This window comes from Bacillus sp. T33-2 (genome assembly GCF_002860205.1).
Lineage (GTDB): Bacteria > Bacillota > Bacilli > Bacillales > Cytobacillaceae > T33-2.
Genome location: NZ_PGVB01000010.1, coordinates 244086 through 260981, shown reverse-complemented (window position 1 = coordinate 260981; position 16896 = coordinate 244086). Strand labels below are relative to the sequence as shown.

The window sequence follows — 16896 nt, the reverse complement described above, 5'->3', positions numbered from 1 at the left end:
CACCTTCTTTAAAGAATTTAAATACATACACATTGTAGAACTGCAAATTTAAAACGTCTATATCATTGTGAGTTAGTTCACAAATAGTTCATTTTATTATGAACTTTATTTTAATGTTCGAATCAAAAAATCACCGTGGTATAATAAAGTGAATTTTTTATATTCATAAAAGTAAAGAACATGGGGGGAGTTTTTATGGAGGCAAATTTACAAAAACAGCCAAGCCATGAGGAACGAGAGTATGCGGGTTTCTGGATCCGTTTTGCGGCAAGTCTCATCGATTCTATCGTGCTCGGCATACCGCTGTCCATCGTATCAATGATCATTTTCGTGATGATATTCGGTGCATCGGGAGGGTTGGAGGCATTTCTCGCCGACCCGGCAGCGATAGAAGAAGGCATGAGTGAAGAACAGATTATAGCGATGCTTGGGGCTTATCTTTTGACATTATTAATGAATATTATCGTATCAGTCACTTATTTCGCAGGCCTGCATGCTTCAAAGTGGCAGGCAACAGTCGGAAAGAAACTCCTTGGATTAAAGGTAACTGATTTAGACGGAAACAGGGTTTCTTTCTTGAGGGCGCTTGGCCGCTATCTTTCGATGATATTTTTATCATGGATTTTCATGATTGGCTATATCATGGCGGCTTTCACAAAGAAAAAGCAGGCATTACATGATTTAATTGCATCCACAGTGGTTGTGAAAAATAAATAAGCTGGAACTGCGCTCTGTGGCGCAGTTTTTTTGATATATTAAGGTTATTAGAATGTTCGCAGTGTGAAAATTCTACAGGATGTTCCGATAATCATAGTATAGATAAATAGAAACCTTTTACAAAAATGCGGAAGGACGTACATAAGCATGGAGAATAACGGAATATTGCTTGAGAGCGGCACGAATGAACTGGAAATAGTGGAATTTGGAATTGGCAGCAATAAATTTGGGATTAATGTGATGAAGGTAAAAGAGATACTAAATGCCGAGGCGGTAGTGAAAATTCCGCATGCACACCGTTTTGTTGAGGGGATCATTCAACTCAGGGGAGAGGTCCTTCCAGTTATAGATGTTTCCGAGGCACTTGGTTTCCAGCCGTCCGGGCAGGCGGATCTCGATAAATTCATTGTTGCAGAGTTTAACCAGCAAAAAGCAGTTTTTCATGTGCATAATGTTTCTCAAATCCACCGGATTTCCTGGAGCCAGATCGAAAAGCCGTCTGAAATGTACCAGGGCGCTGACAGCCAGGTCATTGGCGTCATAAAGCTGAACGGGGATATGGTGCTGTTGTTGGATTTTGAAAAAATCTTTGTTGAGATCAACCCGGAATCCGGCATCAATGTTAACGAGATAAAAAAACTCGGCAGAAGGGAACGGTCATCAAAAAAGATTTTGGCAGCGGAAGACTCGCCCCTGCTTCGCAAATTGCTTCATGGCACCCTGTCGGAGGCAGGATATGATAATATTGAATTTTTTGAGAATGGAAAGGAAGCATTGGACTATTTGGAGAAGCTTGCCGAAGATGGTGCAGATGTAACGGCAGATGTCCAACTGGTAATCACCGACATCGAAATGCCGCAAATGGACGGCCACCACCTGGCAAGAAGAATAAAAGAAAACCCCGCTTTTTCAAAGCTGCCAGTTATCATTTTTTCTTCATTGATCACAAATGACCTGAGGCATAGAGGGAATATGGTTGGGGCTGACGGACAGGTTAGCAAACCTGAAATCGCCGAGCTGGTCTTAAAAATTGATGAATTAATTCTTTAAAAATCAAAAGCTGGGAAGCCTCCCAGCTTTATTTTTTCAATGTTCCCTGTTAATTATAACGCTCTCCAAGTTTTTTGAATTCAGGTTTTTGATAAGGCCTTTTTTTGTGTCCCGGGGAGTTTGTGTCTTCTCTTAATCCTGTATATGAAATCAGCAGTTTTTTTGCATTCGCAAGTGTAACCTTTGCTTTCGGATTTCGGGTGGCATCATCCAGCCTGCCAAGATGGGGCAAAACTTCAAAGTCCGCTTTAGTCGGTGGGATATGGAATGTATATTCACCGCATTTTACAAGCACATCTGATTGCTGCTGGCTGAACTGGGGATTATTCGAAAAATGAAGCCCTACCTTTTTAGCCTTGCCTTCTTTAAGGAGTTTTTGCAATGCTTCATGCTTGAGCTGATACAGATATTTCGGATTGGTAGCCGTCTTGGCATGCCGGTTGACGGTGAAAATCGCCTGTGAGAGGTTGTCGATCGTTGGGCTCGGCAGGGGAGAATTTTTCCTGTCGCTGTTCAAATTAAAGAGCTCCTTTCTTCTTTTAAGAGGTACAACCTATTATACCTCGTTTACGATCAGAAGAAAAACAGGAGCCCTATAATCCCCCAGATTAAGATGCTTCAGGTCCGGCTTCTTTAACTGCACCTGCTGTGGATAACTTTTTCGCGACAAGGCTGAGCACAATGATTCCCAATAAGCATGTCGCTGATCCCGCTCCGATTAAAACAGCAGGAACACCAATTAACTCAGCTATAAAAGCACCCGCAGCTGGTGCCACCAGCATCGAAAAGGTCTGTATGGACGTGGCGGCTGCCGATACTCTGCCCATCATCTGTTTTGGCGTTTCAGACTGCAGGAGGAATCCATAAGGGATGGATTCCCCCGAACCAAGTGACCCAAGCAGGAACGCGCCGGCAATCCAGATGATATTAGGAAAATCCGCAATGCCTATACCCCCAAGTCCGATAGAGATAATCAGGAAGCCGCTGAACACGGAGGACCCTGCCATCAGTTGAACAGGCTTTTCTTTCCAGGACGTCCATTTTCCCAACAGCAGTGAACCAGTTACACTTCCCAGCCCGACTGCACTGATTAAAATTCCGAAATTCCCTTTACTGAAGCCGAGATCCTGGGCAATGAATACAAACAGCCCATCATATAAAAAGATGATAAAAAAAGCGATCGCGGAAATCACTATTGATACCCGTAACAATTTAGCAGATGAAATGTGCCTCAAGCCTTCGCGCAGTTCCTGCCAATAGCCTGCTTCCTGTTTTTTGTCTTTTGTGCCATTCGCCACCAGGTTTTCTGTCTTTAGAGCCGGAAGGCCCAGCAAAAATAACACGGCGATGAAAAAACCAGCAGCTTCGAATATGAAAGGGCTTCTTACGCCAAACAAGGCAATCAATGCTCCGCCAAGGGCAGGGCCGGCGATTTTCATCGTATTGACCGAAAGCTGGCTTAAAGTCACTGCCTGCGCCAAATCCTCCTCAGGGACGGTCATTCTTATCGAGCTCTGTCTGGCCGGATCGTAAATTGCAGCCACCGTCCCTTTAAGAAACACAAATAACAGCAGAACGTACAGATTCGGTGCAAAATAAAGTCCGGCCACAAAGAATATCCGGGTAATGAGGCAGCCGGTCATGATCGCTTTTTTGGGAAGCCGGTCAACAAACACACTGGCAAATGGACCAATCACTACCCAAGGAAGGGCCATCACAATGATGACAGCGGCTATCGCTGTTTCGCCCAGTTGCCAGTGGTAGGCAACAATTACTTGCAGGGTGACAAAATCAAGCCAGTTTCCGAGATCTGAGAAAATCTGGGCTCCAAATAGTGACCGGTAACTCTTATTCTTTAATGGCTGAAATATGCCGGTTTTCATCATCCTGCTCCTCTCCTTCAAGGCCCATCGCCTTGCTCCTGCGCTCAAGCAGTTTCTTTTGTAAACCACGTGGATCCTTTGCTGCCGGAAGGTGATTTTTTAGTATTGCCTCGATTGATTCGCTGAGCCAATTTAGCTCGGTTTCAAGCTTTAACTCTGCATATTTGACCGCTATCATACCGACAGAGTCTATCATTGAAAAGTCGTTCTGTTTCCATTCTTTGACGTTTTGCAGCATTTCCTCGGTTGCTTTTTTCCTGAGTGATAAGTGCCCGGCCAATATCGACGGGTCGGCCGCATTGTGCCATGCAGCCATTTTCATGAATAGTTCGTCCTTGACTGCAGGTGGGGAAGGAGGCTGTTCCAGCCACTTGTCAAGTTCCTTCCAGCCTTTCCCGGTCAGTTCATATAATTTTCTTTTCCTTCCCTCTGTCTCTTCTTCAATTGTAGTGATAAATCCGTCTTCTTCGAGTTTTTTCAGCTTTGGATAGAGGCTGCCGTAGCTTATCCCCCAATATAAACTTGCAGTTTTATGTTCAAATTCCGCTTTGATATCGTAGCCGGTACTAGGTCTGAAGCTGATGACAGCCAGGATGGAATGTTCAATTGACATTAAATTCACCTCTTATATGTATCAATCTGATATATCGTAATGATATATCAGATTAAGGAATTTATCAAGTTTGAAAATTTAAAATTTTGGCGCCCACTCAGCGGACAATCGAAACTCTCGTTCCATTTGGAACGATTCGCGCCAGTTCAAGCACATCCCGGTTGTACATCCGGATGCATCCCTTTGAGACTGATTTTCCGATTGAAGCGGGGTTATTTGTCCCGTGAATGCCGTAACCGCGTTTTGACAGCGACAGCCACATTGCCCCGTACGGTCCACCGGGATTTGGTTCCCTGTTCACAATGACAAATTCCCCAACAGGCGTGATGGAAAGCATCTTGCCAATTGCAACAGGATAGGTTTTCACTTCACTTCCATTCCTGGATAAGGTGAGCTGTTTCTGGCTGAGTGAAACACGAATGGAAAAGGGTATTGATCCTGGATCGGGGAGACCCGGAATTGTGATCTGTTGGCCGACAGAGATAATATTAGGATTCGTGATGCCCGGATTCGCGGCGAGCAGTTGCTGAAGGCTGCGCCTGTAATTTACTGCAATAATAGCCAGCGTCTCACCTGGCCTAACAATGTGAATCATGTTTTTTCCGCCTTTCCTTTTTCTTCTACACTATGCACAGATTGGAGCCGGGTTTCTGGAAGTCGGATAGTGTACAGATCAAACTGAAGTTTGCATTGTTGGCGATAGGTATGGAAAGGAGCGAAAAATGCGGAAATATCCACTTTTTTAAAAAATTTAATCGATTTTTCTGTGTGTTTCCATGTAAAATAGGGGTATGCAATGAAATGCGTAAATATTTTGAAAACAGTCACGTTAATTCATGAGGATGGTTAGATGGAACAGATAAAACAATTGCTCTCCACAAACAGCAATCAACGTGAAAGCAGCAGAGACATTGAAAAAATTATTATCGATATCCTCTTAAAGCATGTTAACGATTTAGTATTCATCATGAAGGTGGAGTCGGGGCCGCGTTTCCGTTATGTTTTTGCAAATGAAACTGGACTAGGTCATGCAGGGATGACCAGTCACTGCCTCGGAAAAACGTTTCAGGAGGTGTTGCCGGGTGACCGGGCTTTTTCGCTGCAACACGAGTACGAACGGGCAGTCCAAACCGGCAGAATCCATATATTCGCTGATGAAGTGTCACTCGATAACGAAATAACGGTGTTCGGGGAAACCATATTAACACCTGTTGCTACTGAAAATGGTGATATTGGTTACGTCGTTGGTGTGACAAGGGACATAACGGAGCAGTATAGAGAAAGAAAGCGTCTCATTGAAAGTGAACAAAGATACCGCTCGATCATTGACCATAGCCTTGATGCGGTATTCTCAATTGATATGGAAGGGAAAATTCTTGAGATCAACCCTGCAGCCCAGCAGTTTACTGGGTTTACGGAAAATCAACTTAGAATGACTACCGTGTACAGCCTTATTTACAAAAAGGATATTGCCGCTTTTGAAAAACTGATTGTAGAAACAAAAGCTGGCAATTCTCTGGAGTCCATCGATTTCCGTTTTGCCCATCGAAAGGGGCATCATCTGCGAGTGCAGGTTAAGACCGTTCCGATTGTGGTCTTTTCAGAAATCAAAGGAATGTATGTCTTTATGAGGGACATATCGGCACAGGCAAAAAGCGCGGAAACGATAAAGTATATGGCATTTCATGACCATCTGACAGGCGTCCTGAACAGGCGGGCCCTGCTGGATGATCTGGACCACTTAATCAAAAGCAACCGGAAAACTGGAAAACCTTTTTCGCTGCTGTCAATTGATTTGGACCGCTTCAAGTTTTTTAATGATTCACTTGGGCATCTCGTCGGCGACCAAATTTTAAAACAGGTTGCCCAGAGGCTGTGTGAGATACAGAAAGCGGACTGCCAGGTTTACCGCCAGGGCGGTGACGAGTTCATCATTTTGCTTACCCGTGCTGACAGGCGAGAAGCAGCTCGGTTCGCCCAAAAAGTGCTGGCTGGGTTTGCACATTCTTTCTATTTTAGTTCACAGGAATATTACATCACACCGAGCATTGGCATCAGCGTGTTTCCAAATGACGGGAAGGATGCAGAATCACTTATAAAGAACGCAGATGAGGCACTTTACCGTGTTAAGGAGAAAGGTAAGGCCCATTTCCAATTCTATCGCTCGGACATGAATACAATGCTTGTGAATGTCGTTTCTCTTGAAGCCCATTTACGAAAGGCACTGGACAGAAACGAGATGGTACTGCATTTCCAGCCACAGGTGCATCTGTCCACTAAAGAGATATCGAGCTTTGAAGCACTGCTGCGCTGGAACAGCACGGAGCTTGGATTGATCCCTCCGTCTGAATTTATTCCGCTGGCGGAAGATACAGGCCTTATTATCCCAATTGGCAACTGGGTGATTGAAAATGCCTGCCGGCAAATTAAAGCCTGGATGGAAAAAGCAAACAGGCCTATCCGGATAGCTGTGAACATTTCCCCAAAACAATTCCTGCAGCCGAATCTCGTCGGATTTATCAGGGGAGCGATTGAAAAATACAGGATACCCGCCTGCCTGCTGGAGATAGAGATCACTGAAGGCGCCATGCAGGACACAGCAGAGACGATACCGATCCTGAAAAAATTAAAGGAAATTGGTGTCACCATCTCTGTTGATGATTTTGGAACAGGTTATTCCTCACTCAATTACTTAAAGCAGTTTCCGATCGACGTATTAAAAATAGATCAGTCGTTTGTACGTGATGTTTTATTGAATGAAAAGGATTCGGCCATTACCGCCGCAATCATCAATCTTGGAAGAAGCCTTGGCCTTGAAGTCATTGCAGAAGGGGTCGAGGAGGCACAGCAGGCAGAGTTTTTATTGAAGGCCGATTGCGAGAAAGCCCAGGGATTTTTCTTTGCGAGGCCGCTCCCGGCTAAAGATGCAGAAAAACAGTTTGTCAGAAAAATTCAGAGCAGTGCAATAAATATGTAGTGATGTTAGATGCCGGCTCTTACATCATAACAGAAAAGGAGGGTGTCCAAAAGCTTGCCTTTGGCACACCCTCCCTTGATTTCAAACTGTTTTTTGTAAGGTGAACACGGTAACTTCCGGCATTGACAAAAACCTGAACGGCAACCGGGTGGTGCCTAACCCCCTGTTTACATAAAGGGTTAAAGAATCCGTTTTTCCAACTGAGTAAAAGCCTTCAACATATTTTTCCGCATGGGGGGGAGTGACAAGCGGCCCGATAAATGGCAGCTGTATTTGCCCGCCGTGGCTGTGGCCGCTTAATTGCAGCTGGATCGGAAAAATGGAGGCATCAGTGGCAAGGTCAGGTGCATGGGATAACAGAATCTTGAACGCGTCATCAGGAACACTGGCCATTGCAAGCCCGATATCAGGCTTGCCAAGCATGGCATCATCAATCCCGATAATCCAGATGGAACTCCCATCAAGCAGTTTTACCTGTCGCGACTCATTGAGCAATACTGCAAACCCTGAATCATCCATTGTTTTTCTATACAGGTCTGTTCCATAGCCTCCATGGTCATGGTTTCCATATACCGCGAATTTTCCCAGCGGAGCTGTCAGTTTTTTCAGTGCTCCGGTGATTTGGTTTGCATATTTAAATTCGTTCGGGTTATCGATTAAATCGCCGGTAAAAAAAATGATATCGGGATCCAGGCTGTTTATTTCCCCCATTAATTCTTTAAATTGGGCCAAATTATATTGGAAACCAAGATGTGTGTCGCTGAATTGAACAATTTTCAATCCATCGAAACCAGAAGGAATAGCCTTATGTTTGATCGAATGCCGGGAAATATCGAGCATGGTTGGCTCTATGCTTCGCGAATAAAAGTATCCCCCACTCCCCGTACCGAGAATCGCAAGGGTGCCTCCTATTGCTTTTTTGAGGAAAGTCCTCCTGGATAACTTCTTGGTCATACGAATCTCCAACCTATCTGCAAATTTACCTTTCTATACTAGCAGACAATTATGTGAAAAAGAAGAGCATTTTGCTGGATAATTCATGGCCGGTGTGCATGCAAAAGCCTGAAAAAACAAAGAACGGCTGAAGGTCTGCCCTTCAGCCGTTCTCTCTATTTATAGCTTATTGCTCTTGATTGCATGGCCCTCCAGGAGACAATGAACTGGTCCTTGTCGATCCTGGCCTGTTTTTGGCCAGACATCGGGTCATTTATATATACATGATGTTCGTCAAATCCTACGATGACGACAGCGTGCAGGTCTAATGGTGTGCTGATGACTTTTGAACCGTGAAGCCAGGATTCCCAGCGGTCTGGCAGCCTGTAATCTCCGGTAGTCCAGACAACGACTGGAAATCCTTTGGACACATGGGAAAGCACAGCATCAAATTCCTTCCCGGTAAGGTTGACTGCCCTTCCTGGCAGATGGAGATTAACCAGTTTGACCATAGGCTTGTCGAAAACCGCATAGCCGGCAGCGTTGCCTGTCATGTCACCTACAAAACCGCGGGCTGGATCACCCCATCTGATAATATCTCCTGATGGGGCTTTGACGAGAGGGTCAGAATCTTTTTCTATAGACCTGTAAAGTTCCATTTTATCAACATCTATTTTAGCAAACTGCAGCAACATGGCCAGGCTTGTCACTTCACATCCATAACGGAGCTCAGGGTTTTGCCTGATCAGCGGCACATCAAGCAGGATTGTTGGCTGACCGTACTTCCCTGATATGAGTTCATGGACGTTTGCGCCGGAAACACTTCTCTCATACGAAGCAACAGTTTTCCTGCCCGCATTATGCGTGCTATAGTCGGTTTCGTTGGGCAAAGCATGACTGCAGCCGAGCAAAGGAAAAAGAATTCCGATGAAATGCAAAAACTTCATTTCACATCATCCTTCCAATAGGCTCTACAGTTTAGTGTCGGTTTTAACGTGGTTAATATGCTGGCATGATATTGCCAGAGGCATGGCAGCTGCTTTTTCTTTGAATAGACAATCAAATACCAAATTATAATGGTAAAGAATATGGTAAAATCATTCATTATATTGATCGATTTTTAATGTGTTTGGTTTGTTTCGCTTCGCTTTTTTAAAACTGGCCAGAAAAAGAACAGGGAGGAAGGGTGTTAATGGATGCACTGGATATCTTGACAAATCCGGAAGATGTAATCCCTTTTTTTCAACCGATTTTTAGTGCAGATGAACATAGGGTAATCGGCTATGAAATATTGGGACGGTTCAGAATGGGGACAGAAATCTCCAGTCTGGGACCTTTTTTCAATGATAAACAAATACCTGAGGATTACAGGCTCGAAGTTGACAATACCGTTCTGAGAAAAGCACTGGAAAAAGCAGCACGGCTAAAAGAAGATGTATTATGGTTTGTCAACAGGGATGCAGAATTGCTGATGCATGATAATGGCGATCAATTTTTACAGCTTATCCTGGAGTTCCGGGAACAGGGAATCAAGCCTGAACAAATAGTGCTGGAGATATCTGAACGGAATTACGACGGGGAGCTTGACCACCTGGACCACTTATTAACTTATTACCGCACATACGGAATTAAGATTGCGATTGGCAAAATGGGACATGACAGCAGCAGCCACCTAGACAGACTGGGCCAATTGGCGCCGGAAATCCTTAAGGTGGATTTGCAGGCCCTGAACTCTTCGGCAACCGGCCGTGCGTACCAGGATATTTTGTATTCCCTCTCGCTGATGGCGAGAAAAATTGGTGCGACACTGTTATTTGAAAATATTGAAACCGTTTTTCAGCTCCAGTTTGCCTGGAAAAATGGCGGCCGTTATTACCAGGGCTTTTACCTGAAAAAGCCAGACGCTCAATTTACTGATTCAGACATCCTCAAGGAATGGTTGCGAAATGAATGCCTCACTTTTATCGTTTCGAAAAAGAAGAAACTTGAATCTGTGTTTTTACTGTCTGAAGAATTCCATACAACAGTCCAGGAGCTTTTGAACAGGTACCGGAAAATAGTGGAATACAGCGAGCTGCTCGCGGCGTTAAGCAAGGAGATGAGCCATATGGCTTTTCGAATGTATGTATGTGATGAAGATGGATATCAAAAATCCCCGAATATTTTTAAACATGAAGATGGCTGGAGCCTCCAGCCTGAATATTCAGGGAAGAACTGGAGCTGGAGGCCATATTTTTTAGAAAATATCATTAAAATGCGGTTCAGGAAAAAGGGTATTTTGTCTGACAGATACAGTGATATCGAAACCGGTGAAGTGATCAGGACCTTTTCCATGCCTTTGGATGTAAAGGACTACCTGTTCATCGACCTGGATGCAGGGTATTTATATGGGCGTGAAGGGCTGTTATGACGCTCCGGGAATAGAAAAGTGGTTGTAGCACAATTTATATGTAAACCATCTATCCTAAAGGAGCATTACTGATGAGCCAGTTTACGTGGATCCTGACAGTCCTGTCAGTCGGTGTCATGTTATTTTCATTCGTATACACCTGGAACTTGGCGCGAGGGCAAAAAAAAGTGAAAGAAAATATTGATTCGAAAATACCCATTCAAGTGCAGGAGCACATTGTTCGAAGGAATCCTGTGTTTTTGGGATATATCATGTTTGTTCTCTTGGCCATTCTGATGATCTGTGTATTTGCAATGGCCACCCGATCGTGAAAGGGTCTCCGCTGTCAGGAGATCCTGTAATTGTTTCTGGGCAGTTTTACCCCTTTTTTAAAATTTCCCATTTTTGTGTTAATGCCCGAAATATTCCGGGTAAAGGATAGGACGTTACAAATTCTGTCAAAAAATGTAGTTTGTTAAACGAACGATAAAACTGATGACCTGCCATGATTATTGCTCAAATTAAGATTATCGACAATCGGAAGGGAGAATGGGATGGACAAGCAGCCGCTATTATTCATTTTACTTGCAATATTAGTGCTCATTGTGCCGGTTCAGCCATCAGCAGAGACCACGCTTTCAGACAGGGAGAGTGTTTTTGAATTTCTTGGGCAAGCTTTCGAAGCGCAGGTGTCCTTAAGCGAAAAGGACCGGACGGCCGCAGAGGTAGACCAAGTGTTGCAGCCATATTTTACTAACCGTTACAAACAAATGTTCATACAGGAAAATGTGATTAGCACGGGCGGCAGCTACCGTACATATGGCTCGGATTTCGCTCCGTATTTTATTCCATTTTATGCATTTTCTGATGCGACCAAAGTGGTCCACATGGACAATGAAATTTATGTATTAGAATATTTTCCGGCATCCGATGAGGGTCCGGTAAGCTTTGACAGCCATTATGAAGGTATAAAGCTGGTAAAAGAAAAAGGAGAGTGGAAGGTGGCCGACTACTTTTATGATGGCCTCCCCGACAAGGTGATCCAAAAGGCTTATCCAAATGCGGTGGCTAGTGAGAAGACATACATTTATCAGCCAGCAGCCGATTTATTTTCTCCAGCTGCCAGCTTGGCCCTCGGAATGAGCCCAATGTCTTCCTTGATTCAGTATGGGACATTAATTGGCAGCAAAAGCCCTGAAACGATTTTTTCGTATTTAGATACTTCCCGCGTTCAGAATGATGTTGCGTTCGAATTAGAATAGGATAACAAGCGCAGGTGATATGATCACTGATGCTTATGACAAAAGGTGTCCCTGCAGACACCTTTTTTCTATTACTGGCTTTGTTTTTTGGATAGATAGTCAATCAATCCCATTGAACTGACATCTAAATCGAGTGCAAGCAGCCCAAAAACCGGATCGCTTTCGTTTATCCCCATTTCTTTCAAGTGATCGAAGACAGCTTCTTTCAACCTGGTTGATGTCTCTTGTATTGCTTCATTGGCATCCATTGCCACTAAAAGGGCTGATTGCGACTCCTTCACGAAAACATCCAGCCACCAACTGATTTGGCGGTATACCTCTTCCGTATTTACCGACATTCCAAAATGTCCGAAGAAGATCTTTTCAACTGCCAAATCCTTGTACAGAGCAAGTGATTTTAGCATTTTTTCCGGGTCAAATTGATTTGGTGAAGTGGAGGGCAAGTATAATTCAATCCCTGCACGATGAAGCTGCGGATAGTAGATGCCTGCTGTGTCCCCGGCAAATAGTCCGTTCAAACTCATATGGTGGATGCTAAAGTGGTGGTTGGCGTGTCCCGGGGTGTCATAGAAGGACAGTGTACAGCCAGCGCCAATTTCAAGGGTATCACGGTCGGCTTTAGTGATGATCCGGTCTTCCGGAACAGGCAGTACCGGGTCGAATAACTCGTCAAATTTGTCTCCGTATACCGCCCGTGCTCCGGCAACCAGCCTTGAAGGGTCAGCAAGATGCCGTGCCCCTTTCGGATGGACGACGATTTTTGCATTTGGGCAATGCTTAAGCATTAATCCCGCCCCTCCAGAGTGGTCCAGGTGAATATGGGTAACGATGATGTAATTAACTTGCACGGGTGAAAAACCAAGCGCTTCAAGCCCCTTCAGTACATATGGGATTGAGGGGCTGGCTGATGTTTCAATCAGCGTCAATTGTTCTTCATTCAATACGTATGTGCCGGTCCGTTCTTCCATTTGGAGGTCGAAATCGTCAATTAAAAAAACATTTTCCGCGATTTCCACAGGCATTTTCAAAAAATCACTCCCTTTTCAACCTTTTGCTTGTACAAATGCATGTCATTATTTTATGCTGATAATATTGACATGTAAAGAAATACGCCAGAATATTCAAAATTCGCTGCACGCGGATAGAAACATGTCAAAAGAGAAACCTATTGATAGATGATTGTTTTTGCTTTGAAAGGAGAGAGAGCATGTCACAGCTTCAAGGTATTATTACGAGGTTAAAAAGCCTTCAGGAACAATCAAACGGGGGAGAGCCCGCCCAGCGTTTTTTTGAGGTAAATGGCGAACGAAAATGCCAGGTTACCTACCATCCAAAAACTGAAACATTTGAGCTCGAAGTATACAACGAAAAAGAGAAGCCAAAGAAATATCAATTCGACAACATTGATATGATTACCATTGAAATTTTTGATTTGATCCAGCAATAATGATGAGAGAGGAACCTGACAGAGGTTCCTTTCTTTATTTGAAGCTCATCTTCACAGCAAAAAATATGGTACAATGAGGAAAATACATATGAGGGTGATTGCGGTGCTGACTCTTCTTACGGTAATCATTTTGTTCATTCTTTTGCTCATTCTCGCTGACCTCATCAATACGAAAAAAGAAGTAATGAAAATGAGGAAAGCCATTGAGGAATTGAAGCAAGTGCTTGAACAACAGCTTAAAAAACCGAAGGGCTAACCATGCAGGCCTCGTGTAGCCGACATTCCTGCATGCCAGCCGGTGCATGTGAGAACCCTAAAGCTAAAGCGGGGTGAGAATAAAAATGCTGCCGGTTGTCAAATGTCCTAAATGCGGGATACAGGCGGAATTGGACAGGGTGTTGATTGCACAGTCAAACCAGAATGTCATTTACAGATGCCCTTCATGCAACTACTGGGTAAAAAACGTTCATACGAGCAAAGGGTGAAAGTAAAAAATATATTGCCGGAAACTATGTTAAAATGAGATTGAAACAAATTCATTTTGAGGAGTTTTCGCCAATGATAAGCCTTCAAAGCGGAGAATTTTTAGAATTAAATATTAAAGATTTAATGATTTCCTCGGAACGGGTCGCACATGTACAGATAGGAAACAGCCTTGAGCACGCCTTGCTTGTGCTGACAAGAAGCGGCTATACTGCGGTGCCAGTCCTAAATGCCCACTTTCACCTGCTTGGCCTCATTAGCACGCCTATTATTATGGATGCCATCCTCGGCTTGGAACGGATTGAATTCGAACAGCTTGAACAAAAACGGGTCGAAGAAGTGATGAACCGGTCCATTCCAAGAGTCAGAATTGATTCCGAGTTAAAATCTTCATTGGATTTGCTTGTTGACCACCCTTTTCTTTGTGTTGAAGATGCCGGGGGAATTTTTGAAGGAATACTTACGAGGAGATCTGTGCTCCAGCACCTGAATAAACATGTCCGGAAACTTAATAGAAAATAATCGTGAACCAGCTCCCGAAAACATCGGGGGCTGAATTTTTACTTTGTGAAAGCTGAAAATTTGCAACTGGCAGAACACCCGGCGGGGGTGGATAAGGAAATTTGATATACATTAGAGGTGAAAGAATGGGAGAGGCAGCAAAAACAACCAATCTTGAACAAAAAGAGAACCGAAAAACAAGGCGGCCGCTAGTGCTTGCCTCTGTCATGCTGGCAATGTTCATGGGTGCCGTGGAAGCGACGATTGTGTCGACCGCGATGCCTGCGATTGTCGGTGAGCTAAGTGATTTTTCATTGTATAGCTGGGTGTTTTCCGCATATTTATTGATGAATTCTGTAACCGTATTAATTTACGGGAAATTATCGGATCTGTTCGGCCGGAAACCAATTTTATTTTTTGGGATCTTGGTTTTTTTAATTGGATCTGTCTTGTGCGGTATGGCCGGATCGATGGAGCAATTGATTCTTTTCAGGCTTATACAGGGGTTTGGGGCAGGGGCGGTTATGCCTATCGCCACGACGATAGTAGGTGATATATACACCAGGGAGGAAAGGGCGAAAATCCAGGGTTACTTATCAAGTGTCTGGGGGATTTCAGCGATCATGGGGCCGGCACTCGGCGGTTTGCTTGTTGAATACTTCAGCTGGCGCTTTGTTTTCTGGATCAATGTGCCGCTAGGACTCCTTGCTATTGTCGGGCTCTGGCTGTTCCTCGATGAAAATGTCGAGAAGAAAAAGCATGAGATTGATTATGCTGGAGCGGTGCTGCTTACGCTGTCGATAAGCTCTTTAATGATCCTGCTGGTTGAAGGAGGCACAAACTGGGCGTGGAGCTCGTTTCCGGCAGTTGGCTTATCTGTTTTAAGCATCACTGCTTTCATACTGTTTTTCCTGCAGGAGAAAAGGGCAACGGAACCGATGATGCCGTTCAATATATGGAAAGAACGCACCATTTTCGTCGCGAACATGACGTCTCTTACCACAGGGGTCATGCTGATCGGCATTTCAAGCTTTTTGCCGGCTTTCGTGCAGGGCGTGATGGAACGGTCGCCAATTGTTGCCGGTTTTGCGCTGACAGCTATGTCAATCGGCTGGCCGATTGCTTCCACGGCAGCTGGACGAATGATTCTCGGCCTCGGATATAGAAAAACTTCATTGATTGGAGCATTTTCATTGATTGTTGGAAGCATAATGTTTGTTACCCTGTCACCTGAAGCCGGGCCGCTGTGGGCGGCAGCCGGGTCATTTTTCGTCGGTGCAGGCATGGGGCTGACTTCCACTGCCTTCATTGTCTCCATTCAAAGCTCCGTCCCATGGCAGCAGCGCGGGATTGCAACTGCAGCCAATATGTTCATGCGCAACCTGGGCAATACGATCGGTGCCGCACTTCTCGGCGGTATTCTTAACAGCAGGATCATGGCATACATTGAGCAAGCCGGAGATGAGGGGAAAGGCCTTTCAGTCGATTCTGCCAACCTTTTATTAAATGAATCTGAAAGTAATAACCTTCCGGCTGAGGTAAAATCGATTTTACAAGAAGCATTGACATTGTCTCTCCATTCAGTATATATAGGAGTCTTATTATTTGCTGCCATCAGCCTCATACTAATCTTATTGCTTCCAAAACATGAACAAAGCCCCGCTTGATGCCCGGGGCTTTATTTTTTTGCATCAGGTATCTTCTGCGCATCAACAAGGGGGAAGCCGGCCCGGAAACGAAACAAGGGTCGCCAATCATAGCGCCTCGCGATCCGAAAACGCAGCCAGCAACAGCCTAATGAACAATAAGGCGGTATGTGAGCTGAATGATTAACAGGATCGTCACCAGATGGAGCATTCTTTTCAGGTATATTGGCGAAATACGGCCAGCCAACCTTACAGCCGTCTGGGCACCAAGAAACGAGCCAGATGCCAGGAAAACAGCTGTTTGAAGGTCAAAATTACCAGCGGCCAAAAAAGAGAAGAATGAACCAAAGCAGCTTATGAAGGTTTGAAACCGGGTGAACGCCATTGCCTTGATATATGTAAAACCACTGTGAATGAAGGTATGCATAAGCAATGTTGCCTGGCCCGGCCCGAACATGCCGTCATATGCACCAATTCCAAACAGAGCAGGATAGACAGGCCAGTTAATGCCCGGATTCCCGGTTTCTGCTTCAGATGGCTTTTTCATTAACGCCATGATCAGTGCAAAAGAGAGCAACACTACGGCGATTATTGTCATGGTGTCTTCATTTATCGCGTTAGCCATCATTCCGCCGCTGATTCCTCCGGCCAAACCAAATGGAGCCGTTTTGGATACCTCCTTGATCGTTATGTTCTTATTTTTCAAAAGAAATAAAAAGCTCGAAAAGGAACTGAAAATGTTAGAGAACTTGGCGGCAGCTATAGCTGAGTGGATTGGTACACCAATCAACAGCATGGACGGCATGCCAATCAAACCGCCGCTGCCGGCAAGCGTGCCGATGAAGGAAGCCGCAAATCCAATCAATAGTAATAACAGTATTGTCATCGTTCCCGCCCCTTTCTTCCTAACACATTATATCGCTATCTTATACATAATGATATTTTATTAATATTAATATATAATATAAGAAAAACTTATAAAAGAAGGTATTGAA

Annotated in this window: 18 protein-coding genes; 10 read left to right on the top strand and 8 right to left on the bottom strand. The window is 44.4% G+C overall.

Annotation, left to right across the window (positions count from 1 at the left end; all coding sequences use genetic code 11):
• The first annotated feature begins 195 nt into the window (after positions 1 to 195).
• Both CVD19_RS08255 and CVD19_RS08250 read left to right on the top strand, forming a co-directional pair.
• Positions 196 to 717 (top strand): RDD family protein, encoded by a 522-nt coding sequence (locus tag CVD19_RS08255; RefSeq protein WP_101581379.1) that lies wholly within the window; start codon positions 196 to 198, stop codon positions 715 to 717.
• 147 nt (positions 718 to 864) lie between these two features.
• On the top strand, positions 865 to 1767 hold the full coding sequence (locus CVD19_RS08250; RefSeq protein WP_101581378.1) for a chemotaxis protein: 903 nt from the start codon (positions 865 to 867) through the stop codon (positions 1765 to 1767).
• 49 nt (positions 1768 to 1816) lie between these two features.
• On the opposite strand, the gene CVD19_RS08245 is transcribed toward CVD19_RS08250, so the two are convergent.
• The 4 genes from CVD19_RS08245 to CVD19_RS08230 form a co-directional block, all read right to left on the bottom strand.
• On the bottom strand, positions 1817 to 2284 hold the full coding sequence (locus CVD19_RS08245) for a YkyB family protein (protein WP_101581377.1): 468 nt from the start codon (positions 2282 to 2284) through the stop codon (positions 1817 to 1819).
• Between the two features lie 91 nt (positions 2285 to 2375).
• Complete coding sequence (locus CVD19_RS08240) at positions 2376 to 3653, bottom strand: MFS transporter (protein WP_257985057.1); 1278 nt, start codon at positions 3651 to 3653, stop codon at positions 2376 to 2378.
• Positions 3616 to 4263, bottom strand: a complete 648-nt coding sequence (locus CVD19_RS08235) for a PadR family transcriptional regulator (RefSeq protein ID WP_101581376.1) — start codon at positions 4261 to 4263, stop codon at positions 3616 to 3618. The genes CVD19_RS08240 and CVD19_RS08235 overlap by 38 nt, the downstream gene beginning before the upstream one ends.
• A 97-nt stretch (positions 4264 to 4360) precedes the next feature.
• The gene (locus tag CVD19_RS08230; RefSeq protein WP_101581375.1) at positions 4361 to 4858 is read right to left on the bottom strand and encodes a L,D-transpeptidase family protein; all 498 of its coding nucleotides are present in this window, start codon (positions 4856 to 4858) and stop codon (positions 4361 to 4363) included.
• Between the two features lie 255 nt (positions 4859 to 5113).
• Here CVD19_RS08230 and CVD19_RS08220 point away from each other — a divergent pair, with 255 nt between their 5' ends.
• Complete coding sequence (locus CVD19_RS08220; protein ID WP_101581373.1) at positions 5114 to 7240, top strand: putative bifunctional diguanylate cyclase/phosphodiesterase; 2127 nt, start codon at positions 5114 to 5116, stop codon at positions 7238 to 7240.
• A gap of 81 nt (positions 7241 to 7321) precedes the next feature.
• Here the strand turns inward: CVD19_RS08220 and CVD19_RS08215 are convergent, their stop codons facing one another.
• Positions 7322 to 8194 (bottom strand): metallophosphoesterase, encoded by an 873-nt coding sequence (locus CVD19_RS08215; RefSeq protein ID WP_101581372.1) that lies wholly within the window; start codon positions 8192 to 8194, stop codon positions 7322 to 7324.
• Positions 8195 to 8349: 155 nt separating this feature from the next.
• Positions 8350 to 9120, bottom strand: coding sequence for a C39 family peptidase (locus tag CVD19_RS08210; RefSeq protein WP_101581371.1), 771 nt, complete (start codon positions 9118 to 9120; stop codon positions 8350 to 8352).
• A gap of 245 nt (positions 9121 to 9365) precedes the next feature.
• On the opposite strand from CVD19_RS08210, the gene CVD19_RS08205 reads away from it, so the two are divergent.
• The 3 genes from CVD19_RS08205 to CVD19_RS08195 all read left to right on the top strand — a co-directional run bounded on the left by CVD19_RS08205 (position 9366) and on the right by CVD19_RS08195 (position 11824).
• On the top strand, positions 9366 to 10583 hold the full coding sequence (locus CVD19_RS08205) for an EAL domain-containing protein (RefSeq protein ID WP_101581370.1): 1218 nt from the start codon (positions 9366 to 9368) through the stop codon (positions 10581 to 10583).
• 71 nt (positions 10584 to 10654) lie between these two features.
• Positions 10655 to 10894, top strand: coding sequence for a hypothetical protein (locus CVD19_RS08200; RefSeq protein ID WP_101581369.1), 240 nt, complete (start codon positions 10655 to 10657; stop codon positions 10892 to 10894).
• 222 nt (positions 10895 to 11116) lie between these two features.
• Positions 11117 to 11824 (top strand): DUF3993 domain-containing protein, encoded by a 708-nt coding sequence (locus CVD19_RS08195; protein WP_101581368.1) that lies wholly within the window; start codon positions 11117 to 11119, stop codon positions 11822 to 11824.
• Between the two features lie 71 nt (positions 11825 to 11895).
• Here CVD19_RS08195 and CVD19_RS08190 read toward each other — a convergent pair whose 3' ends face one another.
• Entirely contained in the window at positions 11896 to 12852 is a 957-nt protein-coding gene (locus tag CVD19_RS08190; protein WP_101581367.1) for an MBL fold metallo-hydrolase, read from the bottom strand.
• Positions 12853 to 13031: 179 nt separating this feature from the next.
• Between CVD19_RS08190 and CVD19_RS08185 the strand changes: the two genes are divergently transcribed.
• The 4 genes from CVD19_RS08185 to CVD19_RS08175 all read left to right on the top strand — a co-directional run bounded on the left by CVD19_RS08185 (position 13032) and on the right by CVD19_RS08175 (position 15922).
• On the top strand, positions 13032 to 13271 hold the full coding sequence (locus CVD19_RS08185) for a YkuJ family protein (RefSeq protein ID WP_101581366.1): 240 nt from the start codon (positions 13032 to 13034) through the stop codon (positions 13269 to 13271).
• Between the two features lie 88 nt (positions 13272 to 13359).
• Positions 13360 to 13527, top strand: a complete 168-nt coding sequence (locus CVD19_RS24630; protein ID WP_180953549.1) for a hypothetical protein — start codon at positions 13360 to 13362, stop codon at positions 13525 to 13527.
• A gap of 302 nt (positions 13528 to 13829) precedes the next feature.
• Positions 13830 to 14276: a cyclic-di-AMP-binding protein CbpB gene (gene cbpB, locus CVD19_RS08180; RefSeq protein ID WP_101581365.1), complete on the top strand. Its 447-nt coding sequence runs from the start codon at positions 13830 to 13832 to the stop codon at positions 14274 to 14276.
• A 125-nt stretch (positions 14277 to 14401) separates the two neighbouring features.
• Positions 14402 to 15922 carry an MDR family MFS transporter gene (locus tag CVD19_RS08175; RefSeq protein WP_101581364.1) on the top strand — a complete coding sequence of 507 codons (1521 nt, stop codon included), beginning with the start codon at positions 14402 to 14404 and terminating at the stop codon, positions 15920 to 15922.
• Positions 15923 to 16049: 127 nt separating this feature from the next.
• Here CVD19_RS08175 and CVD19_RS08170 read toward each other — a convergent pair whose 3' ends face one another.
• Entirely contained in the window at positions 16050 to 16787 is a 738-nt protein-coding gene (locus tag CVD19_RS08170; protein ID WP_101581363.1) for a sulfite exporter TauE/SafE family protein, read from the bottom strand.
• Between the last annotated feature and the right edge of the window lie 109 nt (positions 16788 to 16896).